Consider the following 24,055-nt stretch of genomic DNA (forward strand, 5'->3'; position numbering starts at 1 on the left):
TACTTAGCCGGGAGGCGGGTACATTCGCAGCGGTTGCGGCGTCAGCCCTTGCGCCTCCCGGCTAAAGCCGGTCCTACGGGTGCAATCGCTGTCGTTCTACGCCACATCCTCCGCCCGACGCCCTGTGCTGCGCCGTCCGCCGGTTACCAGTTCGGTAAACTTGCTGGCGGTCAGCGGCCGGGCGAAGAGCCAGCCCTGGCCATAAATCACGCCTTCGCTTTGCAGCAGTTGTGCCTGGGATTCAAATTCGATGCCTTCGGCAATCACCCGCAATTGCAGTGCATGGGCCATGCGAATGATGTGCGGGGCGACGCCGCTGCTGGCCGCGTCATGGCCCAGGGCGTCGATGAAGGCCTTGTCGATTTTCAGGCAATCCACGGGAAGGGTTTGCAGATAGGCGAGACTGCAATAGCCGGTTCCGAAGTCATCGATCAACACCTGATGGCCCTTGTCGCGCAGGCCTTGCAGGTGATTGCGCGCGACCACCACATCGATCAGCCCGCGCTCGGTGACTTCAAAGGCAATCTGTCGCGCGGCGACCCGGTGCTGGGCCAGCAAGCGCGCTGTCACTCGCCCGATTCGCGGTGCCATGACATCGCACGCCGCCAGGTTCACGGAAATATACAGTTGCGGGTTCGCGCGCAGCAGCGGGCCCAGTTGTTCCAGCAGTTGTTGCAGGACAAAGTCGGTGATCTGCCGGATCTGCCCGGTGTTTTCCGCCAGCGGTATGAACAGGTCGGGACTGGTCAGCGTGCCGTCGGGCCTGCGCCAGCGCACCAAAGCTTCGGCTCCGACACACAGGCGGGTATTGAGATCGAAGATCGGCTGAAATAAAACCTTCAGTTCACTGCGCCGCAGCGCGCCCTGCAATTCACCGCCCAGGGACTGGCGCTGGCGAGCCAGTTGCAGCACCAGCAGGCCAATGCAGAGGGAAACCAGCAGGCTGGCGGGAGCCAGCAGCCACCAGGCTCCGGCGACTTTTTCCTGCAGGCCGCTGCGTGGCGTGGTCAGCACCAGCTGGTATTCAGGGCTTTGCGTGGGCATTCGGTAAATCAGGCGCGAAGACGTGGTCAGCAGCGTCTCGTCCGTAGAGGAAGACCAGTCCTTGGTGGGTGGCCAGGATTGCTCCGGTCCGAGAACGGTGACGGCCTTGCTGCCGTGATTGAGCACGACCAACAAGCTGCCGCCTGCCGGCAGGTCCACCACATCAGTGAGGTGTCCGCGAGACGTGGTGACCCTGAAATCGCCGCGACCCATCATCAGCGCCGCAAGGTTATCGTCAGGCTGGGCCGAGGTATTGAGCCAATAATCATAAGTCGGGCCACGAATGTCCGGTTCGCGCGGCGTGCCAAGCTTGCTGTTGTGCGGCCAGCTGGAGCACAGACTTCTGTCACCGATGAACCCCGCTTCATAAATGAAACGATAGCTGGAGATGACCTGGCGCAAGCGATCAACCATTTGCGGTGTGCAGTGCCGTAAAGGCTGTGCTTCCAGCTGGTCCAGGCCGGTGCGCAACTGGCCGAACAGCTGTTCAAGGCGAACCAGAAACCGCTCGCCCTGGGCTTTCATCTGTTCGCTTTCATTCTGCCGGGCCTGATGAATCGCCAGGGCAAAACTGCCGCACAGCAGCAAGACCGCACTCAAAAGGGCTGCTAGCAATGCCATCAGCCATGGGCGGTAAAGGTTCAAACGAAAGGGAATTGCCGCATCGAGCATCGGTGGGTATCCGGATGAATACCCCTCAGATTAGCAACAAGCCAGAAAATCGCCTGCTTAAATGAGCGTCCGAGCGAAAATTATCATTTGGACCGATTGAGTACCTTGAGCAGCGCGGCGGTGCGGGCGTCCGGATCGCCGGTGAAGCGTTCGGGGCGATAGTGCATTTGAAAGGCCGCGAGGACGTGGCGAGTGGCGACATCCAGCTCGCCGGTCTGCGGTGTTTCGTATCCCAGGCGCGCCAGTTGCTGCTGAAACCAGGAAATGCTCGGCAAGGTGTCCATCAGCAACGCCTGCTCCTGGGCTACCAGTCTTTCATCTGGCCAGATGCCCAATCCTTCTGCGGCCAGTCGCTTCCAGGGGAACAGCGGGCCCGGATCGAGCTTGCGCAGCGGGGCGATATCGCTGTGGCCGATGATGTGCCGAGGATCGATGTGATTGCGCTTGACGATGTCCTTGAGCAGCACGATCAGCGCCTGAACCTGGCCCTCGGTGTAGGGATACCAGACGCGTCCGGTGGGCGTGTCGCTGAAACCCGGATTGACGATTTCAATGCCGATCGAGCTTGAATTGAGCCAGGTGCGGCCTTCCCACTGGCTTTCGCCGGCATGCCAGGCCCGTGCGGATTCATCGACCAGCTTGTAGATAGTCGGCGGTGTATCGCCGATAAGGTAATGGCTGCTGACTTCGCCATGGGTCAACAAGGACAGCGAGCGCTCAAGGTTCGCCGAGGTGTAATGCACCACCACGAATTGCACGCGATTGTCGAAATTAACCGAGGCATGGCCGGTGTCGAGTCGCGGCCCGCTGGTGCAAGCCGTCAGCGCGAAGAGTAACAGGGCGGGGAAAAACAGCTTCTTGAACATCGGCACACGCAGGCAGTAAAAGGGTGAGCATAACGTACTGCGGCAATAACGCTTGTGACAGTCACGAGCGATCATCCTTGTTCGATCCGGTTGCGGCCGTTTTCCTTGGCTCGATACAGCGCCTGATCAGCACGCTTGAGCGCTACATCGCTGCGCTCGCCCGCGCGAAATGCGGTGACGCCCATGGACACGGTAACGGTTACTGGCTCGCCCTTGAAGTGAAACGGGCAGAGTTCCACCGCAGCGCGCAGCTCGTCGAGCAGGGTCAGCCCGACACCGACCGCCGTCGCGGGCAGCAGCAAGACAAACTCCTCACCGCCGAAACGGGCGATGAAGTCGCTGCTGCGTAGCCGTTTTTTCAGCACCGTGGCAATGATCTTCAATACCCGGTCGCCTGCCAGATGGCCGAAGCCATCATTGATGCGCTTGAAGTGATCGAGGTCGAGCATACACACCAGCAGGCTGTTCTTGTGCTGCTGCCATTCGGCCATTTCCTGCTCAAGACGTTCGCCCCAGGCGGCACGGTTGGGCAGGCGGGTGAGCGGGTCGATCAGCGCTTTCTGGCGTTGTTCTTCCAGATGGCCACGAAAGCCCAGGGCTTCCTGCTCCATGGTAGCGACACGCGTTGCCAGGCTTTGCAGGCGCTCGGCGACTTCCTGCTCGCGCTCGTCGCGTTGCACCTGATGTTGGTCCATCGTACTCAGCAGGCCTTCGAGCCGATTCTCAAGCACGCGCTTGAGGCTGGACAGGTCCGGGGCGTCCTGCACGCTGCTTTGCAGGCCGTCGACCTGCTCGCGAAGCTGGCTGTTTTGGTCGCGGGAAACCGACTGGTTATCGGCATAACCTGCGCTTGCCGCCTGAAGGTTGCTCTGGAATGACTCCAGGCGCTCGTTCAGCTGCTTGAGATAGATTTCGAACTCATCCTGGCCGGTGTCGGTAATCGCCAGCATCAATACGGCAAGATCGTCGAGAATCGGTAGCAATTCGTACCAGTTCAGCCCATGTTCCAGGCGTTTACGCATCGCCTCGGCCTGGGGTCGATGGTGTTCCGGCAGCGTCAGGTCATTGAGCAGGCCCAACAGCGTCTGTTCGATGTGAGCGGCTACCGAGCTATAGCTGGGTTCGGGCGAGGCGGGCAATGCAAAGCCGACATCCGCTTCATCAAGCGCTTGCTCATCGCTGTCGCCTTCTTCCTCTTTATCAGGCGGCGCTTCAGCCACAGCTTCAGGTCGCTGTTCGAAAGGCACAGACGGGGTGGGTGTGAGCAGATCCTTGATCGCAACCGCCTCAACCGCTTCGGCCGCGACGGGGATTGGCGGCTCGCTGAGCGCCTGAGGCGCATCGAGCTGTGCTGGTTGTACGGCCGATTCGGCAGCCGGTTCGAACACTTCGGCGACAACCGGCGACAACGCTTCTGCAATCGGGGCATGCGGCGTGGCATCGGTTTCATCTGGCTGATGCTGGACCGACACAACGACGCGTTCAGGTTCAGGCTCCGGCTCAGACGCCGGGACGTGATCGGGTGCCGCAACGGGCTCGACCGGATGGTTTTGCTCGGGCTGATAATGTTCAGTGGCGGGATGTGGTGCAGGTTCAGGGGCTTGGGTGGCGTCATTGGGTGTTTCGTGGCTGCCAAACAAGCGCTGCAACAAGCCGGGGCGCGACACCTCTTCGGGCTTGTCCATCAATGTCAGCGCCTGACCTTGCAGGCCGCTCAATTCCCCCAGCAGCAACGGCAATTCCCGCGATTGGGAGGCGCGCTCCTCGAGATCCTTGGCGAATTTCTTCAGCGGTTTACGCACGTCCTTGGGCAGCGGCAATGTTTGCAATTGCGTAACCAGGGCGGTCAAGGCGCTACTGATCTGGCTGGCGCGGACTTCCCGACGCTGCTCGGAATCCAGCACGGCTTTTTCAAGGCGCGGGATAAGGGCTGCCAGACCTGCGTCCATATCGTCCTTGCGAACGATTTCGCGCATTTCCTTCATGCACTGGTCGACCGCGCGGTCCGAGCCTTCCGCCGCCAGACTGCTGCGCACCAGGCCGCGACGCAGAAGGTCGAGACGAGCTTCCCAACGTCTTTCGAGCTTGTCTTGCTGCTCGATGCCTGTCAGGTATTTCTCTTTCCAGCGCTCCGCTTCATCGCTCATGCAATGGGCTCGCTGCTGGCCGTGCTGGGTACCGGTAGTGAATCCTGGGTCATGGACGCTGGCAGGCGTATTTCTACGGCAACCGGAAGGTGATCCGAAATCGGCTGAGCCAGCACTTGAACCCGTTCCAGGGTCAGGGTCGGGCTGAGCAAAATATGATCAAGGCAACGCTGCGGCCGCCAGCTGGGGAACGTCGCTTCGATCTGCGGTGCCAGCAGGCCAAGGTCGCGCAGTGGCGAGTTTTCCAGCAAGTCCAGGGCGTGAGTGTTCATGTCACCCATCAAGACCTGATGGCGATAGTCGCCGATCAACTCGCGGATATACGCCAGTTGCCGGGTTCGGGTACGTGCGCCGAGGGCCAGGTGCATCATGACCACGATCAACGCGTCCGCGCCTTCGCCGAAGCGCACCAGAATTGCACCACGCCCGGCAGGGCCCGGCAGCGGATGGTCTTCAATGGCCGTCGGCCGCAAACGACTGAGCACGCCATTGCTGTGCTGGCCGAAGCGCCCGAGGTTGCGATTGAGCTGCTGATACCAGTAAGGGAAAGCACCCAGCTGGGCCAGGTGCTCCACTTGATTGACGTAGCCGGAGCGCAGACTGCCGCCATCGGCTTCCTGCAAGGCGACCAGATCGAAATCGCCCAGCAGATCGCCGATCTTCTGCAGATTGCCGGCGCGGCCACCATGGGGCAATAAATGCTGCCAGCCTCGCGTCAGGTAATGCCCATAACGCTCAGTGCTGATGCCCACCTGGATATTGAAGCTGAGCAAGCGCAGCCGACCATCGGCCGGCAAGCCACTTTCCAGTACATGGTGTTCGTTGACCCTGGGGTCGTGTAGGCCAACGATCCGTTCGGTTCTCCAGCGCCGCATGGCAGGCGCCGCTTACTTGGCCGCTCGCTCTTTGGCGATAAGCTGATCAGCGACCTGCAAGGTTTGCGCTGCACCACCGGCCGAACCCAGGTCAAAACGGTATTTGCCGTTGACGATCATGGTTGGTACGCCAGTTACTTCGTACTTCTTGGCCAGTTCTTTGTATTGGGCGATCTTGCCCTTCACAGCGAAGGAGTCGAAAGTTTTCAGGAACTGGTCCTTGTCTACGCCTTGAGTGGCGACGAATTCAGCCATGTCATTTTTGTCGGTCAGACGCTTGCCGCCCTTCTGGATAGCTTCAAAGACGGCAGCGTGAACCTTGTGCTCTACACCCATGGTGTCCAGGGTAATGAACAGTTGACCGTGTGCGTCCCACGGGCCACCGAACATGGCAGGGATGCGGACGAAGTTTACGTCGGCAGGCAGTTTTTCAACCCATGGATTGATGGTGGGTTCGAAGGCATAGCAATGCGGACAGCCATACCAGAACAGTTCCACGACTTCGATTTTGCCGGGTACGGAAACCGGGACGGCGCTGCTCAGCTCGACGTACTGCTTGCCCGCTTCGATAGGCTCGGCTGCTTGCGCCGTAATACCGAACAGACTGGCGGCAACCAGGGCGGCGCTGAGGATCAGATTACGCATGCTTTACTCCTGAGACAGATTTGAGTCGCCTTCAAACGACCGGCTTTGGACCGGACGGGTTGGCGCGAGTTCGCTAGTGTAACGCTGGCGACCATAAAAAAGGGCAGCCGAAGCTGCCCTTTTTCAGTTGAAAAGCCGTCGGGGCGCTGCCCGCCCGCAAAGAAGGGTAACGCGGTGTGTCAGGTTTGCCCGCGAAGGCCTCGGCCCTGCCCCGGAGGGTTAATTAATGCAGGCCCTGGATATATTGCGACAGCGCCTCGATATCCTTGTTGCTCAGCTTGGCCGCGATGGAGCGCATGACCATGGTGTCGCCGTCGTTGGTGCGGTCGCCTTCGCGGAAAGCGACCAGTTGTTTCTTGATGTAGTCCGCATGCTGGCCACCCAGATGCGGGAAGCCGGCCTGTGCGTTGCCGACGCCATTGGGCGAGTGGCAGCCGGTGCAGGCGGGCATGCCTTGATCCAGTTTGCCGCCACGGAACAATGCTTCGCCCTGGGCCACGAGTTTTGGATCGGCAGCGCCGACGCTGCCTTTCTGGCTGGCGAAATAAGCCGCGATGTCGGCCAGATCCTGATCGTTGTACGGGGTCAGCAGCCCGGTCATTTCCAGGACGACGCGTTTGCCGTCCTTGATTTCGTGCAGCTGCTTGAGCAGATAACGATCACCCTGGCCTGCCAGCTTGGGGAAATTCGGGGCCATGCTGTTGCCGTCCGGGCCATGACAGGCGCCACACACGGCGGCTTTAGTCTGGCCAGCGGCAGGATTTCCAACCTCACCAGCCGCCTGCGCCGCACCGCAGATGCCCAAGGTCAACAGCAGACTCACGAGTATTTTGTTCATCAGGTAATCCAAATCGGCTAAAGGTGAAAAGTTATGTAGGAGATGACTCGCTCATCCGAAGATGAAGGTTCGCAAATCCTCGCTACTGCTGTCCTTGCACAATCCACGCGGCGGCATCGCTTTGAACTACCGGACACAGGCAACTCCAAAGCCTTCATACTTAACGAAACCTTTTCAGGTTCAAAGCGGACTGCGTTCTAATGCGCATCTATATGTCTCGCTCAGGTTGTGATCTTGGCCCTGTTCACAGGACAAAGCACACACAAAATCTGCGGCATTATATACTGGCGCTACTGAAACGGAAACGACACCTCTTGCCGCACCCCTTGCAGGCACCGCCCTCACCGGAAATCACATGCAACTCAAGAACCCCATTCTCGGCCTGTGCCAACAGTCCACCTTCATGCTCAGTGCAGCCAAAGTCGATCAGTGCCCTGACGACGACGGCTTTGAAGTCGCCTTCGCCGGGCGTTCCAACGCGGGCAAATCGAGCGCGCTGAACACCCTGACTCATGCCAGTCTAGCTCGTACTTCGAAAACCCCCGGCCGAACTCAGTTGCTGAATTTCTTCAAGCTGGACGACGAGCGTCGCCTGGTCGACTTGCCGGGTTACGGCTACGCCAAAGTGCCGATCCCGCTCAAACTGCACTGGCAGCGCCACCTGGAAGCCTATCTGGGCAGTCGCGAAAGCCTGAAGGGTCTGATTCTGATGATGGATATCCGTCATCCAATGACCGACTTTGACCTGCTGATGCTGGACTGGTCGATTGCCAGCCACATGCCGATGCACATCCTGCTGACCAAGGCTGACAAGCTGACCTACGGCGCGGCGAAGAACGTGCTGCTCAAGGTTCAGGCTGAAATCCGCAAGGGTTGGGGCGACGCAGTCAGCATCCAGTTGTTCTCGGCCCCCAAACGCCTGGGCCTGGAAGATGCCTACACCGTGCTGGCTGGCTGGATGGAGCTGGAAGACAAGGCACCGGCCGAGTCTGCACAGTAAAAAATACAGGCAAAAAAAACCCCGGACTTCGTATGGGGAGGGGAAGTCTGGGGTCTAAGTTTTCAGACCTTTAGGGTGGGGTCTGAATATCTGCCAACACTTAACACAACTAGGAGCATTGATCGGCTTCGCTGCCAATCGAGAGCTCTGACTCGATTTTCACGGCTTAAGTTCCTGGCTCGTTGAAATTCTCCCGCCAGATTGCGTTTTGGCTGAGCCGGCCGCTTCGGGGACAAGTCCCCTCCTGCCGAGCGTGCCGAATCGGTAGGACCGGATCGAGCGCGCGACGCAAGCCTGCGCGCCCGGCCCGAGCACCGGCTATCAGTGCGCCTCGTCCCAGTTGTTGCCGACGCCCACCTCAACCAGCAGCGGCACATCCAGTTGCGCCGCGCCGCTCATGTGCGGGCGGATCTGCTCGCTGATCTGATCCACCAGATCCTCACGAACCTCCAGCACCAGTTCATCGTGCACTTGCAGGATGACCCGTGCATCCAGGCCCGACTCTTCCAGCCAGCCGTTCACCGCGACCATCGCTTTCTTGATGATGTCGGCGGCGGTGCCCTGCATGGGCGCGTTGATCGCCATGCGCTCGGCGCCTTTGCGCAGGGCCTGGTTCTTGGCGTTGATGTCCGGAAGGTACAGGCGGCGGCCGAAGATGGTTTCGACGAAACCCTGCTCGGCGGCCTGGGTGCGGGTGCGTTCCATATAGGCCAGCACGCCGGGATAACGGGCGAAGTAGCGATCCACGTAGGCTTGCGATTGCTTGCGGTCGACGCCGATCTGCTTGGCCAGGCCAAACGCGCTCATGCCGTAGATCAGGCCGAAATTGATCGCCTTGGCGCTGCGGCGCATGTCGGTGGTCACGCCTTCAAGCTCGACGCCGAAGACCTCGGCAGCCGTGGCCCGGTGCACATCCAGGTTGTTGCGGAACGCATGCAGCAGCCCTTCATCCTTGGCCAGATGCGCCATGATGCGCAGCTCGATCTGCGAATAATCCGCTGCCAGCAGCTTGTAACCCTTGGGCGCGACGAACGCCTGTCGGATCCGGCGGCCCTCGGCGGTGCGGATCGGGATGTTCTGCAGGTTTGGATCACTGGAAGACAGGCGCCCGGTCACCGCCACCGCTTGATGGTAAGACGTGTGAATGCGCCCGGTGCGCGGGTTGATCTGTTCTGGCAGGCGATCGGTATAAGTGCTTTTCAGCTTGCTCATGGAGCGGTACTGCATCAGCACGGTGGGCAGCGGAAAACCTTGCTCGGCCAGTTCCGCCAGCACGGCTTCGGCCGTGGAAGCCTGACCCTTGGCGGTTTTGCTGAGGATCGGCATGCCAAGCTTTTCGTAGAGAATCACCCCCAGTTGCTTGGGTGAGCCGAGATTGAATTCTTCCCCGGCGATCTCGAACGCTTCACGCTCCAGGGCGATCATTTTGTCGCCCAGCTCGACGCTCTGGATGCCGAGCAATTTCGCGTCCACCAACGCGCCTTGACGTTCGATACCCGCCAGAACCGGCACCAGCGGCATTTCGATGTCGTTGAGCACCGGCAGCAGGCTCGGAATCGCGTTGAGCTTTTCCTGCAATGCCTCATGCAGGCGCAAGGTCACGTCGGCTTCTTCGGCGGCATATTGCGCAGCCAGCTCCAGGGAAATCTGGTCGAAGGTCAGCTGCTTCACGCCCTTGCCGGCGATGGCCTGCATCGCGGTGGTGGTATGGCCGAGGTACTTCAGCGCCAGGCTTTCCCGGTCATGCCGGGTCGCGGTGGAATCCAGCACATAGGATTCGAGCATGGTGTCGTAGACCAGGCCGCGCACGGTAATGCCCTGGCGCTGATCGCCGTCGATGGCGCAGTTGGCCAGAATGTTGATGTCGAACTTGGCGTGCTGGCCGACCTTGATTTTGTCCGGATCTTCCAGCAGCGGCTTGAGCTGCTTGAGCACATGGTCGCGATCCAGCTGCTGCGGCACGCCCATGTACGAATGGGTCAGCGGAATATAGGCGGCTTCATTGGACTGCACCGAGAACGACAGGCCGACCAATTGCGCACGCTGCGCATCCAGGCCGTTGCTCTGGGTAACGAAAGCGACCAGTTTGGCGGCATTGAGCTTCTTCAGCCACGTGTCGAGCTGATCCTGTTCGAGGATGGTTTCGTAGTGGGTTTCTGCGGTCGGCGGTGCTTCGGCGATGGCTACTTCCAGCCCGGCACGCTGCGCATCACGCTGCAGGTCTTCGATCCAGCTTTTGAATTCCAGCTCGGCGTACAGCTCCAGCAAGGCCTCGCGGTCCGGCTCGCTGCAGTGCAGCGCGTCGAGTTCGATGTCCAGCGGCACGTCGATCTTGATGGTCGCCAGCTCGTAGGACAGAAACGCCATGGCGCGATGTTCTTCGAGCTTGGCCGCCAGGGTTTTCGCCCCGCGAATCGGCAGCGCTGCTACCGCGTCGAGGTTTTCGTACAGCTCCTTCAGGCCGCCGCCGATACCCACCAGCAAGCCCACAGCGGTTTTTTCGCCAACGCCCGGTACGCCCGGAATGTTGTCGACTTTGTCACCCATCAGCGCCAGATAATCGATGATGTGTTCAGGGCCGACCCCGAACTTCTCTTTCACGCCAGCCACGTCCTGCACGCTACCGGTCATGGTATTGACCAAGGTAATGTGGCCGTCGACCAGCTGCGCCATGTCCTTGTCGCCGGTGGAGATGATCACCGGACGATCCGCCGCCGCGCTGCTGCGCGCCAGCGTGCCGATCACATCGTCCGCTTCGACGCCATCGACGCAGAGCAGCGGGTAGCCCAGGCCTTTGACACAGGCGTGCAACAGATCGATTTGCACGCGCAGATCATCCGGCATGCTTGGCCGGTTGGCTTTGTATTCGGCGTAGAGATCGTCGCGAAATGTGCCGCCTTTGGCGTCGAAAACAACTGCAAAAGGGCTTTCTGGGTATTGACGACGCAGGCTTTTAAGCATGTTCAACACGCCTTTGACCGCGCCGGTTGGCAGGCCCTTGGACGTAGCGAGCGGTGGCAGCGCGTGAAAAGCGCGATACAAGTATGAAGAACCGTCCACCAGGACGAGGGGCGCTTGGCTCATGAGCAGAATCAACCTTTTCGGCGGGGTCGGCGCTAGAATGCGCGGACCATTGACGACAAAGGGACAAGGTTATCATGCGTACGACAAATCGCTTGTTGCTGGCTGGCTTGTTTGCATTCTGCCCGCTGATTGCTGTTGCTGCGGACGATGCACCTTCGGCCGATCCAGATGTAACGATCCGCACCGAAGGCGACAAGACCATCCAGGAATACCGCCAGAATGGATTTCTGTATGCAATCAAGATCACGCCAAAGGGCGGCAAGCCTTATTTTCTGGTGCGCGCCGATGGCACTGACGCCAATTTCATTCGTTCGGACCAGCCGGATATGCTGATTCCTTCGTGGAAAATATTCGAGTGGTAACGTCCCACATTCACTTTTTTTGCTGGCAGTCCTGATATGTCCGTGTTCACCCCTCTGGCTCGGCCCGAGCTGGAAACTTTTCTCGCCCCTTACGGGCTTGGCCGTCTGCGCGATTTCCAAGGTATCGCCGCCGGCAGCGAGAACACCAACTACTTCATCAGCCTGGAGCAGGGCGAATTCGTCCTGACTCTGGTCGAGCGCGGACCGGTTCAGGATTTGCCGTTCTTCATTGAATTGCTGGATGTGCTGCACGAAGCGGACCTGCCGGTGCCTTACGCGCTGCGCACCACGGACGGCAGTGCGTTGCGCGAACTGGCCGGCAAACCGGCACTGTTGCAGCCGCGCCTGCCAGGCAAGCACATCAGCGAGCCGAACACGCAGCATTGCGTGCAGATTGGTGAGTTGTTGGGGCATCTGCACCTGGCGACCCGCGAACACGTGCTGGAACGCAAGACTGATCGCGGGCTGGACTGGATGCTGACTGAAGGGGCCGAACTGGTTTCGCACCTTGATCCAGCGTCGGGCCAGTTGCTGAAAGCCGCCCTGGAAGAAATCGAGCGGCTCAAGCCAGGCATCATGGCGCTGCCGCGTTCAAATCTGCATGCGGACCTGTTTCGCGACAACGCGCTGTTCGAAGGCACGCACCTGACCGGGGTGATCGATTTCTATAACGCGTGTTCCGGGCCGATGCTTTATGACCTGGCCATCGCGCTGAACGATTGGTGCTCACGTGAAGACGGCCAGATCGACCCGCAACGCGCCCGCGCCATGCTCGGCGCCTATGCCGCGCTGCGCCCGTTCACTGCAAGTGAAGCCGAGTTGTGGCCGACCATGTTGCGCGTTGGTTGCGTCAGGTTCTGGCTGTCGCGCCTGATCGCCGCCGAATCCAACGCCGGGCAAGACGTCCTGATTCACGACCCCATGGAATTCCAGAAGCGCCTGGAACAGCGTCAGGAAACGCATATTCCATTGCCGTTTGCGTTGTAAACAGGGCCACTTCGCGGCCCCCGTTGGAGCGAGGCTTGCCCGCGATGCTCCATGTGACGGCACGAATTCATGGTTAAAACATTTCCCCGGTGGGAGAGGACTTGTCCTCGATGGCTGTCATTTCAGCACTGCATGTGGATCAGGCAGATTAAGGTCGTCTGGGCTGCTATCGAGGACAAGTCCTCTCCCACAAAGGCATTGCTTACACGCAGCCAGGCATTCCCACCATAGAACCTCCAACAGTGCCTGGATCAAAGCGACTCCAGGCACCCAACCAGATCATCCCCAAGCGTGCTCAGCAGCAGCTCATAACCTTTGGCGTTGACGGGCGTGTCGCTGCCCAGAGCGTCCAGTTCCGCGAGCTTCGCCGGCAGGCCTGCGGTCAGGGTTTCGGCCAGGCGGGGGCGCAACGGCGGTTCGCTGAACACGCAGGTCTTGCCCATTTCCGTCAGCCGCTTGCGCATGGCCGCGACGTGCTGCGCGCCTGGCTGGACTTCGGCGGCGACGCTGAACACCCCGGCATGCTTGAGGCCGTAGGCATCTTCGAAGTAATCGAACGCTTCGTGAAACACGAAATACGGCTTGCCGGAAATCCCTGCGACGCGGGCCTTGATTCGCGTATCCAGTGCATCCAGTCGCGTGCTGAAGGCCTTGGCGTTGCTTGCGTAGCGCGCGGCATTGGCCGGGTCGGCGGCGCTCAGGTCGGCGGCCATCTTCGCGGCAATCACCCGGGCATTGAACGATGACAACCACAAATGCGCGTCCAGGCTGCCGGGACGGTGATCGTGATCGTGCTCATCCGGATCTTCTTCCTCATGGGAAGCACTGTCGGCGGCAAAGTGGCGTAGGTGCATGCCCGGCAACGACTGGACATCGACAGTAGGCAGCGTACGATTTTTCAGCACGCGCGGCAGGAAGCTTTCCATGTCCAGCCCTATCCAATAGAGCAGATCCGAGTCGCGAACGCGCCGCACGTCGGATGGCCGCAACGCATAGTTATGCGGCGATGCGCCTGGCGGCAGCAGCACCTGCGGCGAGCCGGCACCGTCCTGCACAGCGGCGGCAATCAGCTGCAATGGCTTGATGCTGGTAAGGACGCGAACCTCGGCCTGAGCCGGGGCAATTGCCAGAAAACTGGCCGATAAAGCGATGAAAAGGGCAAAAAGACGGTGCACGTGAGCCACTCATTGACGGCGGGAACAGGTAACATAATAACGTCTCTCACAAATATCGTCGCCGCTCATGACTAAAACACCGCTGGCCAGTCGTCCCCATGATCACTCCCACTGCGTGCACACCGCACTCGCCGAAGCCGATGCGCTGTGCGCTGAGAAAGGCCTGCGTCTGACCGCATTGCGTCGGCGCGTCCTGGAATTGGTCTGGCACAGTCATAAACCGCTGGGTGCGTACGACATCCTTGCAGTCCTCAGTGAAGAAGACGGTCGCCGCGCCGCGCCGCCTACGGTTTACCGGGCGCTGGATTTCCTGCTGGAAAACGGTCTGGTGCATCGCATTGCCTCGCTTAACGCCTTCACCGGCTGCAATCACCCGACCCACGCGCATCAGGGCCAGTTTCTGATTTGCCGGGAATGTCACGCCGCCATCGAGCTGCAACATCCGGCCATCAGCGATGCAGTGGTTGCCGCCGCTGCCGAAGTCGGCTTCGCCGTGGAAGGTCAGACCGTGGAAATCGTCGGTATCTGTTCCGGCTGCAAGGCAGCCTGATGAGCAATGCACTGATTACCCTTGAGCAGGTGCGCGTCACGCTGTCCGGGCAGAACGTGCTGGAAAACATCCAGCTGAGCGTCAAGCCTGGGGAAATCGTCACGCTGATCGGTCCCAATGGCGCAGGCAAGACCACGCTGGTGCGTGCGGTGCTTGGCCTGCTGAAGCCGGATTCCGGTACGGTCTGGCGCAAGCCGAAACTGCGCGTGGGCTACATGCCGCAAAAACTGCACATCGACGCGACATTGCCGCTGTCGGTGCTGCGCTTTTTGCGTCTGGTGCCGGGCGTGGATCGCGCGGCGGCCCTCGCCGCACTGGCCGAGGTCGGTGCCGAAAAGGTGATCGACAGCCCTCTGCAAAGTGTTTCCGGCGGGGAAATGCAGCGTGTACTGCTCGCTCGCGCGCTGTTGCGCGAGCCGGAATTGCTGGTGCTGGACGAACCGGTGCAAGGCGTTGACGTGGCGGGCCAGGCCGAGCTTTACAGCCTGATCACTCGTCTGCGGGATCGTCACGGCTGCGGCGTGTTGATGGTTTCCCACGATTTGCATCTGGTGATGAGCACCACCGATCAGGTGGTGTGCCTGAATCGTCATGTGTGCTGCTCCGGCCACCCGGAGCAAGTCAGTCATGACCCGGCGTTCGTCGAGCTGTTCGGCAAGAACGCCCAGAGCCTGGCGATTTATCATCACCATCACGATCACGCCCATGATCTACACGGCGAAGTAGTGGCCGAAGCTGCCGATCCCGCGTCTCACACCCACAATCATGTTCATGGAGATAGCTGCAAGCATGGCTGATTTTCTACTGTATGCCTTGCTTGCCGGTCTGGCGCTGGCGCTGGTGGCCGGGCCGTTGGGCTCGTTCGTGGTCTGGCGGCGCATGGCTTATTTCGGCGATACGTTGTCCCACGCGGCATTGTTGGGCGTTGCCTTGGGCTTTTTGCTGGATGTCAGCCCGACCATCGCGGTGACGGTCGGTTGTCTGTTGCTGGCGATCCTGCTGGTGACCCTGCAACAGCGCCAGCCGCTGGCGTCCGACACACTGCTGGGGATTCTGGCGCCGAGTACCTTGTCGCTGGGCCTGGTGGTGCTGAGCTTCATGCACGACGTGCGCATCGACCTGATGGCTTATCTGTTCGGCGATCTGCTGGCGATCAGCCCGACGGATCTGGCCTGGATTCTCGGCGGCGCAGCGGCGGTGCTGGTGCTGATCGTCGCGCTGTGGCGGCCGTTGCTGGCAATCACCGTGCATGAAGAACTGGCCAGGGTCGAAGGTTTGCCCGTGGCGGCGCTGCGTATGGCCCTGATGCTGCTGATTGCGGTGGTGATTGCCGTGGCGATGAAGATTGTCGGCGTGTTGCTGATTACTTCGCTGCTGATCATTCCGGCGGCTGCGGCACAGCGTCACGCCCGCTCGCCGGAGCAGATGGCACTCGGCGCGAGCGTCCTGGGCGTGGCTGCGGTGTGTATTGGCCTGTCCATGTCATGGTTCAAGGACACCCCCGCCGGACCCTCGATTGTGGTGTCGGCAGCAGCGCTGTTTCTGCTGAGTTTTGTTCTACCCAAGCGAGCGGTGTAGACTTGCTCGTTTTTTGCGCAATTAGAGAATCGCAGGAATGAAGCCGTCTGCATCCCGTTATCTGCTGCTTGCCGCATTTTCCATCCTGTTGGGTGCCTGTCAGAGTGCGCCCACTGTTGACGCGCCCGTGCCCGAGACACCTCCCGACGTGTTCGCGCAGCTGGAGCAAAGCATCACCAGCAATGAATTGGCGACAGCCGAAGACCAGCTGGCTGCGCTACAGACTGCTGCGCCCACTGATATTCGTCTGGAACAATTTCAGCGGCGTCTGGCCGAGGCTTATTTGAGTCGCAGCCAGATCGTGCTGCAAAAAGGCGACGTCAATGCTGCCGCGACTGCGCTGAGCCGCGCTCGTGCGCTGATGCCCAAGGCTCCGGCGCTGACCAGTGGCGTCAACGGCGCCATTGCCCACGCCCGTAAAGCCGAGCTGGACAAGGCTGAAGCGGATTTGAAAGCCGCCGAAGCCAGGCGCATCGCCAAACTGATCGATCCGACCGCAGAAAGCACGACCATTGCATTGAAAATTGGCGATATGGCGCAACTACGTCGTCAGCTGGATGCGATCGCCGCCGATACTGTCGCGTTCAATTGTGATGTGGTGCTGCAGGTTCCGCGCACCGAAGACTACCCATGGCTGGCGACGTTGCTGACCAAACGGGTGAACAAGATCAATCCGGATTTCGAACTGGATCTGCGCCGAGTGATCGAGCGCAACGAGAAGGTCCAGGTCGTGCTCAAGCCTGCTCAGTTGTAGCTTCAAATCGGACGGTAGGAGGGGACTTGTCCCCGAAGAGGCCAGCCCAGGCACTGCAATCAGCCAGACTTTGCGTCATTGCCTGACCCGACGCTTTCCCGGACAAGTCCGGTCCTACCTGATTTGGGTTGTCTTGCTTTCGCGTGACGTTTTCACACCGTCTGTGTAGGAACGAACTTGTTGGCGAGACGGCGTAGCTGGGACGCCGCCTCGCCAACAAGGTTTTCACCTTCCGCGTATCAAGCCGGAATCGCCTTGGCCTTTGGCTCACGAGCCCAGACCCGATGTTGGGCAATCGCGTCGAAGAACGTCTTGAACGACGCGCTATCTGCGACTTCCAGCAGGCCGGCATCCAGATCCAGATGCAGCAGGGTCACCAATTCCTTGGCTTCGCCGCTGAACGAGATGGCCTTGAGGTGCTTGTAGGCTTCCAGCATATAGTGCAGCGCCACGCCGTCACCACTCAGCGCCTTGACCGAAGCCGCACCGCCCGGAATGAACACCGCGTCGAACGCCACCGAAGGCAGGCCTTCCATTGACGCGTCCACCGCCAGAGTTGCGCCGCCAGCAGTCTTGACCGGCGCCGAGGTCGGGCCAAGCACCTTGGAATGCGCACCTTGCGCTTCCAGCGCGGCTTTCATCGCTGCCACGGCTTTGTCGTCCACGCCATCCGCCACCAGAATCGCCACTTTGCGCGAAACAATGTCCCCGGAAAGCAGATTGGCCTGGCTCAGCAGCGGCGATTCCTTGATGGACGTCGATTTGGCGGGCACGGTTCCGGCTTTCGGTGCTGGCAGGCCCAGGTTCGCAGCTACGCGGCTGGCCAGTTCCAGATCGATGTTGGCGAGGATTTCATTCACCTGACGCGCACGGATGTGCTCGCGCTCGACCTTGCCCAGCTCGAAGCTGTACGCCGCAATGATGTGCTCTTTCTCGTGGTGGCTCATGCTGTTGAAGAACAGCGTTGCCTGAGAGAAGTGATCGCCGAACGACTCGCTGCGCTCACGGACTTTGTGGGCTTCAACGCGCTCGTGATAAGTCTCGAAGCCGCCGTCTACCGGGCCAGCCGGGGTTTCTTTCGGCCAGCCGCCATCAATCGAATTCGGCTCGTAACTCGCGCGGCCTTTGTCGATGGTCGTGCGGTGCTGCGCATCACGTTGACCGTTGTGGTTCGGCGCAACCGGGCGGTTGATCGGGATTTCGTGGAAGTTCGGCCCGCCCAGGCGGCTGATCTGCGTGTCCGTGTAGGAAAACAGACGGCCTTGCAGCAGCGGATCGTTGGAGAAGTCGATGCCGGGCACGATGTGGCCGGGGCAGAACGCGACTTGCTCGGTTTCCGCAAAGAAGTTGTCCGGGTTGCGGTTGAGCACCATTTTGCCCAGCGGCGTTACCGGCACCAGCTCTTCGGGGATGATTTTGGTTGGATCGAGCAGGTCGAAGTCGAACTTGTGCTCGTCTTCTTCGGCCACGATCTGCACGCCCAGCTCCCATTCAGGGTAATCACCGGTCTCAATGGATTCCCACAGGTCGCGGCGGTGGAAGTCCGTGTCCTTGCCGGCGAGTTTCTGCGCTTCGTCCCAGACCAGCGAGCAGGTGCCGAACTTCGGTTTCCAGTGGAATTTGACGAAGCTCGATTTGCCGTCGGCGTTGATCATGCGGAAGGTGTGCACGCCAAAGCCCTGCATGGTGCGCAGGCTTTTCGGGATGGCGCGGTCGGACATGGTCCAGAGCACCATGTGCGCCGATTCCGGCACCAGCGAGACGAAATCCCAGAACGTGTCGTGAGCGGAACCGCCAGTCGGGATTTCGTTATGCGGCTCAGGCTTCACGGCGTGAACGAAGTCGGGAAACTTGATCGCGTCCTGAATGAAAAATACCGGCATGTTGTTGCCGACCAGATCGTAGTTGCCTTCACCGGTATAAAACTTGACCGAGAACCCGCGCACGTCACGCACGGTATCGCCCGAGCCGCGCGGGCCTTGTACGGTGGAGAAGCGCACGAACACCGGGGTTTTCTTCCCCGGATCGCGCAGGAATTCCGCCTTGCTCAGCGCGGAGTGATTTTCATAGGTCTGGAAATAGCCATGAGCGCCGGTACCACGGGCGTGGACGATCCGCTCCGGGATGCGCTCGTGGTCGAAGTGGGTGATCTTCTCGCGCATGATGAAATCTTCAAGCAGCGATGGACCGCGCGCGCCCACTTTCAGCGTGTTCTGGTTGTCGGAAACTTTCACGCCCTGATTGGTGCGCAGGGCCTGGTTGGTGGCGTCGGAGCGAAACTGTTCAAGGCTCTCGAGCTTTTCGTTGGTGTTGCCCCGGTCGAGCGTATCGGTGCCGGCCAGGTCACTTTTGGTGCTGGGTGCAATGGGTGTCTTTTTAGTAGCCATCAGGCAGAAACTCCTCGGTTCAGAACGGCCCGTATGCTCGATTCGGCAGGGCTCAAACAAGCGCGAATTCCCCCGCACGGTACAGGGGCAAGTCGCGGTGCTCATTTAGTGACCGGGGAGAAAATCAGCCGTTCCGTGATTTTTTCAATCTTCGGTCGGTCGGTCAGTAGCGAAGCGTTCGTCGTCATTTATACGAAACCACTGATCGCCTTATTCCAAAATCGCAGGGCGCTTATGAAATAAATGCTAAATACCTCCGGGCGGACAGGCTAAAATGCGCGCCCGGCTTATCCAGCCGCTGCGAAGCAGCCCGTGTGCGTCCTGCCACTGCGCTGATTTTTTACCGCGCCCCCACAAGGTTCGCTACGTGATCGAGTTTCATAACGTCCACAAAACCTATCGGGTGGCAGGCAAGGAAATTCCGGCCCTGCACCCCACCAGCCTGCGCGTCGAAGACGGCCAGGTGTTCGGCCTCATCGGCCATTCCGGCGCCGGCAAAAGCACTTTGCTGCGCCTGATCAATCGCCTGGAAACCCCGAGCGGCGGGCAGATCATTGTCGATGACGAAGACGTCACGGCACTGGACGCCAACGGCTTGCGGCGCTTTCGCCAGCAGGTCGGGATGATCTTCCAGCACTTCAATCTGCTGGCGTCCAAGACTGTGGCCGACAACGTTGCCATGCCGCTGACGCTGGCGGGCGACATGTCCCGCAAACAGATCGACCAGCGCGTCGCAGAATTGCTGGAGCGCGTGGGCTTGTCCGATCACGCGAAGAAGTATCCGTCGCAGCTGTCCGGCGGCCAGAAGCAACGCGTTGGCATTGCTCGCGCCCTGGCCACCAAGCCGAAAATCCTGCTGTGCGACGAGGCCACCAGCGCGCTGGACCCGCAAACCACGGCGTCGGTCCTGCAATTGCTGGCCGAGATCAATCGCGAGTTGAAGCTGACCATCGTCCTGATCACCCACGAGATGGACGTGATTCGTCGTGTCTGCGATCACGTGGCGGTGATGGATGCCGGTGTGATTGTCGAGCAGGGCACCGTGGCGGACGTGTTCCTGCATCCGCAGCACGCAACCACCAAGCGCTTCGTTCAGGAGCACGAGCAGATCGACGAAAGCGAACAGCGCGATGACTTCGCCCACGTCGAAGGCCGCATCGTGCGCCTGACGTTCCAGGGCCAGGCGACTTATGCGCCGCTGCTGGGTACGGTTGCCCGGGAAACCGGTGTCGACTACAGCATTCTTGCTGGTCGTATCGACCGCATCAAAGACACCCCTTATGGGCAACTGACGCTGGCCATCACTGGCGGCGACATGGACGCCGCGTTCGCGCGCTTTACCGCTGCGGATGTCGATATGGAGGTGCTGCGCTGATGGAAGCTTTCATCGAACTGTTTTCCAACGTCGACTGGCAGGAAATCTGGATCGCCACCGGCGATACCCTGAACATGCTCGTGGTTTCCCTGGGCTTTACGGTGCTGTTCGGCCTGCCGCTGGGCGTGCTGCTGTTCCTGACTTCCCCGCGCCAGTTGCTGGAAAACAAGCCGCTGTATTCGGTGTTGTCGATTGTGGTCAATCTGCTGCGCGCCTTGCCGTTCATCATTCTGCTGATCGTCATGATGCCGCTGACGCAGATCATCACCGGCACTTCACTGGGAATCCTCGGCACCTTGCCGCCGTTGATCGCCGGGGCGACGCCGTTCTTTGCGCGACTGGTCGAGACGGCGCTGCGTGAGGTCGACAAGGGCATCATCGAAGCGACCCAGGCAATGGGCGCGACCACGCGGCAGATCATCGTCAAGGCGCTGCTGCCGGAAGCGCGCCCCGGCATTCTTGCGGCGATTACTGTGACTGCGATTGCGCTGGTGTCGTTTACGGCAATGGCCGGTGCGGTCGGCGCTGGCGGCCTGGGAGATCTGGCGATTCGCTACGGTTACCAGCGTTTCCAGAACGATGTGATGTTCGTGACGGTCGTATTGCTGTTGGTGCTGGTGCAGATCCTGCAAACCATCGGCGACAAACTGGTCGCGCACTACACGCACCGATAATTGAATTGGCTGGTGATGAACCAGCAAAGGCCTGCCACACGGCGGGCACTCAAGGGAGTTGATCCATGAAAAAGCTGTTGGCTGTATTTGCCGCCGTCGCCGCGTTGTCTGCCCACGCCGATGAAACCCTGACCGTCGCCGCCAGCGCCGTGCCCCACGCCGAGATTCTCGAGTTCGTGAAACCGACGCTGGCCAAGGAAGGCGTCGATCTGCAGATCAAGGTCTTCAACGACTACGTGCTGCCGAACGTGCAGGTTGCGGAAAAGCGCCTGGACGCCAACTTCTTTCAGCACCAGCCGTACCTGGATGAGTTCAACAAAGGCAAGGGCACTGATCTGGTCAGCGTCGGCAAGGTTCACGTCGAACCGTTCGGCGCCTACGCGGACAAGATCAAATCCCTGGATGCATTGCCGGATGGTGCCAACGTCGCGATTCCTAACGACGCCACCAACGAAGGCCGCGCGCTCCTGCTGCTGGCCAAGGCCGGCCTGATCACCCTGAAGGACCCGAGCAGCATTACCGCGACGCCTAAAGACGTGCAGCAAAACCCGAAAAACCTGAAGTTCCGCGAACTGGAAGCGGCAACGCTGCCACGGGTGCTGACTCAGGTCGACCTGGCGCTGATCAACACCAACTACGCGCTGTCCGCCAAGCTTGATCCAACCAAGGATGCGCTGATCATCGAAGGTGCCGAATCGCCTTATGCCAACATCCTGGTGACCCGCACCGAGAACAAGGACGCCGACGCAGTCAAGAAGCTCGTCGCTGCCTTGCAGAGCCCGGAAGTAAAAGCGTTCATTCTTGAGAAGTACAAAGGCGCTGTGGTTCCGGCGTTCTGATTGAATCCTGTAGGACCGGCTTCAGCCGGAGGAGATTATTCGGCACCGCGCATTGATTCAGCCTGATGCGGTGTTCGGAGCATAATCCTCGTGGCCCTCGGGCTCCTCGCGGCTAAAGCCGTTCCTACGGGGGCGGGCAGCGATTACATTGCCGGTATGCAACCTTATTAAAAGCGCAACGCAGACAGAATCAATTCCCCAAGCGGATTCTCCTCGGTCATAACCAGTTTTACGGCCATGATAAAACACACCGTAATCAACATCGGCCTGATCAGATGGGCTCCAAATCGGACAGCGCATCGAGCGCCCAACTGTGCTCCGACAAAAGCCGCAGCGGCCATAGCCAAGGCAATGGGCAAATTGATTGCTCCCATCCAGGCAAAAACGGTAAGCGCACCCAGGTTGCAGGACGCATTCAATAACTTACTGTTCGACATGGCGCGCAGGATTCCCTGGCCCATCAACAGAACGAAAGCGACCATAAAAAAAGAGCCAACACCGGGGCCAAAGACACCGTCATAAAATCCGATCAATGGAGCAATGATCACTGTAAAAATCAGAATGGAAACTGTGGCTTTTCGTTCCGTATCGTCCAGCTTTGGAGCGAGGGCGAAGTAGGTCGCCACGATGATGAGCAATATCGGAACTATGAACTCGAGCGCCATCTTTGGGAGGTAACTGATCGAAAGCGCTCCCAAGGCACCTCCAAAGAAAGACATCACGGCCATTGGCGCCCCCCGGCGCCATTCAATCAGTCCTTTTCGCGCAAAAGCGACGGTGGCGGATAGCGTTGCGGAAGCGGCCTGGAATTTGTTGGTCGCAATTGCCACTACCGGATCAATGCCCGCCATGAACAATGCCGGCAAGGTAATAAGGCCACCCCCGCCCGCAATTGCATCAAAAAAACCGGCCAGAAAAGCGACAGCCGCCAGCGATAAAAGGATCGTGATATCTAACTCAATCAAAAGCTCACCTCTGCTACTTGGGAATGTTTTGGTATTAACCTTGTACGATAAGTGGGTCGTCGCTGAGAATTATGGGTTCGGCAAATCTGGAGTACCCAAACAGTCGAATAAGAAGCCGACGATTGTCCTGGATAATTTCCCGACAATGCAGGGCGCGGGAATTGTTAATGATGAGTGCAGAGGAAGGCTGCAATACAAAGGCGAAGGGCGTCGCTGACTGAATACAGGATTTGAAATTCATGAACGCTTGCTTGATCAACGGTGTTGCGTCGGGAAGTACAGAAAATCGGTAATTGTTATACCTGACTGAGAAGTGGGCTTGCGGATCAAATTCAAGAATCGAGACACTACTGTCCTGCTCACCTTTTCCCGTCATAAAAGAATCACTTCGGGTATATCTAAAAGAGCGGGAAGTCAAAGCCAGTGCATCCCGTATGCCAATTTCATCGAGAATTCTGCCCAGAGGAATTATGTGTGTTGGTTCATCAAGTGGATTCCAAAGGGCAGTAAGAATCAGCGAGGAGGGTGCCGGTGAGTGCAGATCTTGAGACTGGACTGAGCAGTGATAAGGTGCCTCGGTATGCGGCCCTAAACTCAGACCCGCATGCGAACTCAAATCAACAGGATGGGCCGGGCCTTCATCATCACGCGGGATTAGACCGCCCCCTTTGAAGTTAGCGACGAACCGGACTATTTTGCCGTCGTTATCCATATCAAATGCAAAGGTCCTTTGCTGAACCAGGCACAGCAGCAATTGATTACGGGCCGCCAGGTAATTGCCACGAGCGTCGCGTTCAAGTTCAGCGAGTGAGGGCAATACATCCGGGATATCAAAATCATGCGGAACCAGCATTCCCGTGAACATCAGCACAGCCAAGTGACCGTCGGCGTAGTTATCCAGATACGTTTTTTGTTTTGCACTGAGTTTTGCAACAAGCATCTCAGCGTAGCGCTTCGCTATCTTCTGAACGCCAGAAGCTGAAGGACCACCTGCATCAGCCAGATGCCGGGTAAAAATATCCAGCGTTGATGCCTGAGCTTCATTCAGAATGATTTCAACGATTTCTATCAGGTCATCCGAGGGTGGATGCAATTTATACATTCGGCAAAAATACTCAGGCTAATAAGTTGCAGGAATAGAGATACCCACAAAAAATAAGCTATAAATTTCGCGCAAATGACATATATATTTATATGCTGGTGTACAAAATCTTGACCCGCTCGCCCTTTGGCGGAGC

General features: G+C 59.3%; 21 protein-coding genes. 10 read left to right on the forward strand and 11 right to left on the reverse strand.

The features are described from left to right. Positions 1–96: 96 nt before the first annotated feature. From CFII64_RS23495 to CFII64_RS23520, 6 genes are all read right to left on the reverse strand, one after another. Positions 97–1,716: an EAL domain-containing protein gene (locus CFII64_RS23495; protein ID WP_020293351.1), complete on the reverse strand. Its 1,620-nt coding sequence runs from the start codon at positions 1,714–1,716 to the stop codon at positions 97–99. An 83-nt stretch (positions 1,717–1,799) separates the two neighbouring features. Continuing rightward, the gene (locus CFII64_RS23500; protein WP_044901659.1) at positions 1,800–2,582 is read right to left on the reverse strand and encodes an N-acetylmuramoyl-L-alanine amidase; all 783 of its coding nucleotides are present in this window, start codon (positions 2,580–2,582) and stop codon (positions 1,800–1,802) included. A gap of 71 nt (positions 2,583–2,653) precedes the next feature. Further along, positions 2,654–4,729 carry a diguanylate cyclase gene (locus CFII64_RS23505; protein WP_020293353.1) on the reverse strand — a complete coding sequence of 692 codons (2,076 nt, stop codon included), beginning with the start codon at positions 4,727–4,729 and terminating at the stop codon, positions 2,654–2,656. Next, positions 4,726–5,604 carry an endonuclease/exonuclease/phosphatase family protein gene (locus CFII64_RS23510; protein ID WP_044901640.1) on the reverse strand — a complete coding sequence of 293 codons (879 nt, stop codon included), beginning with the start codon at positions 5,602–5,604 and terminating at the stop codon, positions 4,726–4,728. Before CFII64_RS23510 ends, CFII64_RS23505 begins: the two co-directional genes overlap by 4 nt. 12 nt (positions 5,605–5,616) lie before the next feature. Beyond that, on the reverse strand, positions 5,617–6,249 hold the full coding sequence (locus tag CFII64_RS23515; protein ID WP_020293355.1) for a thiol:disulfide interchange protein DsbA/DsbL: 633 nt from the start codon (positions 6,247–6,249) through the stop codon (positions 5,617–5,619). Between the two features lie 223 nt (positions 6,250–6,472). Beyond that, positions 6,473–7,087 (reverse strand): cytochrome c, encoded by a 615-nt coding sequence (locus CFII64_RS23520; RefSeq protein WP_020293356.1) that lies wholly within the window; start codon positions 7,085–7,087, stop codon positions 6,473–6,475. A 355-nt stretch (positions 7,088–7,442) separates the two neighbouring features. Here CFII64_RS23520 and yihA point away from each other — a divergent pair, with 355 nt between their 5' ends. Next, complete coding sequence (gene yihA, locus CFII64_RS23525; protein ID WP_020293357.1) at positions 7,443–8,087, forward strand: ribosome biogenesis GTP-binding protein YihA/YsxC; 645 nt, start codon at positions 7,443–7,445, stop codon at positions 8,085–8,087. A 321-nt stretch (positions 8,088–8,408) separates the two neighbouring features. On the opposite strand, the gene polA is transcribed toward yihA, so the two are convergent. Next, positions 8,409–11,171 carry a DNA polymerase I gene (gene polA / locus CFII64_RS23530; RefSeq protein ID WP_020293358.1) on the reverse strand — a complete coding sequence of 921 codons (2,763 nt, stop codon included), beginning with the start codon at positions 11,169–11,171 and terminating at the stop codon, positions 8,409–8,411. Between the two features lie 74 nt (positions 11,172–11,245). On the opposite strand from polA, the gene CFII64_RS23535 reads away from it, so the two are divergent. Beyond that, entirely contained in the window at positions 11,246–11,533 is a 288-nt protein-coding gene (locus CFII64_RS23535; protein ID WP_020293359.1) for a DUF2782 domain-containing protein, read from the forward strand. A 36-nt stretch (positions 11,534–11,569) separates the two neighbouring features. After that, the gene (locus CFII64_RS23540; RefSeq protein WP_020293360.1) at positions 11,570–12,520 is read left to right on the forward strand and encodes a homoserine kinase; all 951 of its coding nucleotides are present in this window, start codon (positions 11,570–11,572) and stop codon (positions 12,518–12,520) included. A 251-nt stretch (positions 12,521–12,771) separates the two neighbouring features. Here CFII64_RS23540 and CFII64_RS23545 read toward each other — a convergent pair whose 3' ends face one another. Beyond that, positions 12,772–13,695, reverse strand: a complete 924-nt coding sequence (locus CFII64_RS23545) for a zinc ABC transporter substrate-binding protein (RefSeq protein ID WP_020293361.1) — start codon at positions 13,693–13,695, stop codon at positions 12,772–12,774. A gap of 67 nt (positions 13,696–13,762) precedes the next feature. Here CFII64_RS23545 and zur point away from each other — a divergent pair, with 67 nt between their 5' ends. The 4 genes from zur to CFII64_RS23565 are packed head-to-tail and all read left to right on the forward strand — an operon-like array spanning position 13,763 to position 16,577. Next, a complete protein-coding gene (zur, locus tag CFII64_RS23550; RefSeq protein ID WP_020293362.1) occupies positions 13,763–14,245 on the forward strand; it encodes a zinc uptake transcriptional repressor Zur in 483 nt (160 codons plus the stop codon). Next, positions 14,245–15,042: a zinc ABC transporter ATP-binding protein ZnuC gene (znuC, locus tag CFII64_RS23555; RefSeq protein WP_020293363.1), complete on the forward strand. Its 798-nt coding sequence runs from the start codon at positions 14,245–14,247 to the stop codon at positions 15,040–15,042. The genes zur and znuC overlap by 1 nt, the downstream gene beginning before the upstream one ends. Further along, a complete protein-coding gene (znuB, locus tag CFII64_RS23560; protein WP_020293364.1) occupies positions 15,035–15,823 on the forward strand; it encodes a zinc ABC transporter permease subunit ZnuB in 789 nt (262 codons plus the stop codon). The genes znuC and znuB overlap by 8 nt, the downstream gene beginning before the upstream one ends. Before the next feature lie 37 nt (positions 15,824–15,860). Next, positions 15,861–16,577 (forward strand): PA5502 family lipoprotein, encoded by a 717-nt coding sequence (locus CFII64_RS23565; RefSeq protein ID WP_020293365.1) that lies wholly within the window; start codon positions 15,861–15,863, stop codon positions 16,575–16,577. Between the two features lie 239 nt (positions 16,578–16,816). Here the strand turns inward: CFII64_RS23565 and katE are convergent, their stop codons facing one another. Then, complete coding sequence (gene katE, locus CFII64_RS23570) at positions 16,817–18,964, reverse strand: catalase HPII (RefSeq protein ID WP_020293366.1); 2,148 nt, start codon at positions 18,962–18,964, stop codon at positions 16,817–16,819. A 367-nt stretch (positions 18,965–19,331) separates the two neighbouring features. Between katE and CFII64_RS23575 the strand changes: the two genes are divergently transcribed. The 3 genes from CFII64_RS23575 to CFII64_RS23585 all read left to right on the forward strand — a co-directional run bounded on the left by CFII64_RS23575 (position 19,332) and on the right by CFII64_RS23585 (position 21,852). Beyond that, complete coding sequence (locus tag CFII64_RS23575; protein WP_020293367.1) at positions 19,332–20,339, forward strand: methionine ABC transporter ATP-binding protein; 1,008 nt, start codon at positions 19,332–19,334, stop codon at positions 20,337–20,339. Next, positions 20,339–21,013 (forward strand): methionine ABC transporter permease, encoded by a 675-nt coding sequence (locus CFII64_RS23580; protein ID WP_020293368.1) that lies wholly within the window; start codon positions 20,339–20,341, stop codon positions 21,011–21,013. The genes CFII64_RS23575 and CFII64_RS23580 overlap by 1 nt, the downstream gene beginning before the upstream one ends. A 65-nt stretch (positions 21,014–21,078) precedes the next feature. After that, on the forward strand, positions 21,079–21,852 hold the full coding sequence (locus tag CFII64_RS23585) for a MetQ/NlpA family ABC transporter substrate-binding protein (RefSeq protein ID WP_020293369.1): 774 nt from the start codon (positions 21,079–21,081) through the stop codon (positions 21,850–21,852). A 167-nt stretch (positions 21,853–22,019) separates the two neighbouring features. Here the strand turns inward: CFII64_RS23585 and CFII64_RS23590 are convergent, their stop codons facing one another. Together CFII64_RS23590 and CFII64_RS23595 are read right to left on the reverse strand one after the other, a co-directional pair. Then, entirely contained in the window at positions 22,020–22,817 is a 798-nt protein-coding gene (locus CFII64_RS23590) for a TSUP family transporter (protein WP_020293370.1), read from the reverse strand. 34 nt (positions 22,818–22,851) lie between these two features. Further along, a complete protein-coding gene (locus CFII64_RS23595; RefSeq protein ID WP_020293371.1) occupies positions 22,852–23,919 on the reverse strand; it encodes a hypothetical protein in 1,068 nt (355 codons plus the stop codon). Positions 23,920–24,055: the final 136 nt, after the last annotated feature.

Source organism: Pseudomonas sp. CFII64 (genome assembly GCF_000416235.1).
Classification (GTDB): domain Bacteria; phylum Pseudomonadota; class Gammaproteobacteria; order Pseudomonadales; family Pseudomonadaceae; genus Aquipseudomonas.

Excerpts from the sequence above, each read along its gene's own strand:
- CFII64_RS23515 (WP_020293355.1), bottom strand. The coding sequence starts at position 6,249 with ATGCGTAATCTGATCCTCAGCGCCGCCCTGGTTGCCGCCAGTCTGTTC.
- zur (WP_020293362.1), top strand. The coding sequence starts at position 13,763 with ATGACTAAAACACCGCTGGCCAGTCGTCCCCATGATCACTCCCACTGC.
- CFII64_RS23510 (WP_044901640.1), bottom strand. The coding sequence starts at position 5,604 with ATGCGGCGCTGGAGAACCGAACGGATCGTTGGCCTACACGACCCCAGG.
- polA (WP_020293358.1), bottom strand. The coding sequence starts at position 11,171 with ATGAGCCAAGCGCCCCTCGTCCTGGTGGACGGTTCTTCATACTTGTAT.
- CFII64_RS23585 (WP_020293369.1), top strand. The coding sequence starts at position 21,079 with ATGAAAAAGCTGTTGGCTGTATTTGCCGCCGTCGCCGCGTTGTCTGCC.
- znuC (WP_020293363.1), top strand. The coding sequence starts at position 14,245 with ATGAGCAATGCACTGATTACCCTTGAGCAGGTGCGCGTCACGCTGTCC.
- CFII64_RS23540 (WP_020293360.1), top strand. The coding sequence starts at position 11,570 with ATGTCCGTGTTCACCCCTCTGGCTCGGCCCGAGCTGGAAACTTTTCTC.
- katE (WP_020293366.1), bottom strand. The coding sequence starts at position 18,964 with ATGGCTACTAAAAAGACACCCATTGCACCCAGCACCAAAAGTGACCTG.
- znuB (WP_020293364.1), top strand. The coding sequence starts at position 15,035 with ATGGCTGATTTTCTACTGTATGCCTTGCTTGCCGGTCTGGCGCTGGCG.
- CFII64_RS23520 (WP_020293356.1), bottom strand. The coding sequence starts at position 7,087 with ATGAACAAAATACTCGTGAGTCTGCTGTTGACCTTGGGCATCTGCGGT.
- CFII64_RS23500 (WP_044901659.1), bottom strand. The coding sequence starts at position 2,582 with ATGTTCAAGAAGCTGTTTTTCCCCGCCCTGTTACTCTTCGCGCTGACG.
- yihA (WP_020293357.1), top strand. The coding sequence starts at position 7,443 with ATGCAACTCAAGAACCCCATTCTCGGCCTGTGCCAACAGTCCACCTTC.
- CFII64_RS23580 (WP_020293368.1), top strand. The coding sequence starts at position 20,339 with ATGGAAGCTTTCATCGAACTGTTTTCCAACGTCGACTGGCAGGAAATC.
- CFII64_RS23595 (WP_020293371.1), bottom strand. The coding sequence starts at position 23,919 with ATGTATAAATTGCATCCACCCTCGGATGACCTGATAGAAATCGTTGAA.
- CFII64_RS23565 (WP_020293365.1), top strand. The coding sequence starts at position 15,861 with ATGAAGCCGTCTGCATCCCGTTATCTGCTGCTTGCCGCATTTTCCATC.
- CFII64_RS23535 (WP_020293359.1), top strand. The coding sequence starts at position 11,246 with ATGCGTACGACAAATCGCTTGTTGCTGGCTGGCTTGTTTGCATTCTGC.
- CFII64_RS23495 (WP_020293351.1), bottom strand. The coding sequence starts at position 1,716 with ATGCTCGATGCGGCAATTCCCTTTCGTTTGAACCTTTACCGCCCATGG.
- CFII64_RS23505 (WP_020293353.1), bottom strand. The coding sequence starts at position 4,729 with ATGAGCGATGAAGCGGAGCGCTGGAAAGAGAAATACCTGACAGGCATC.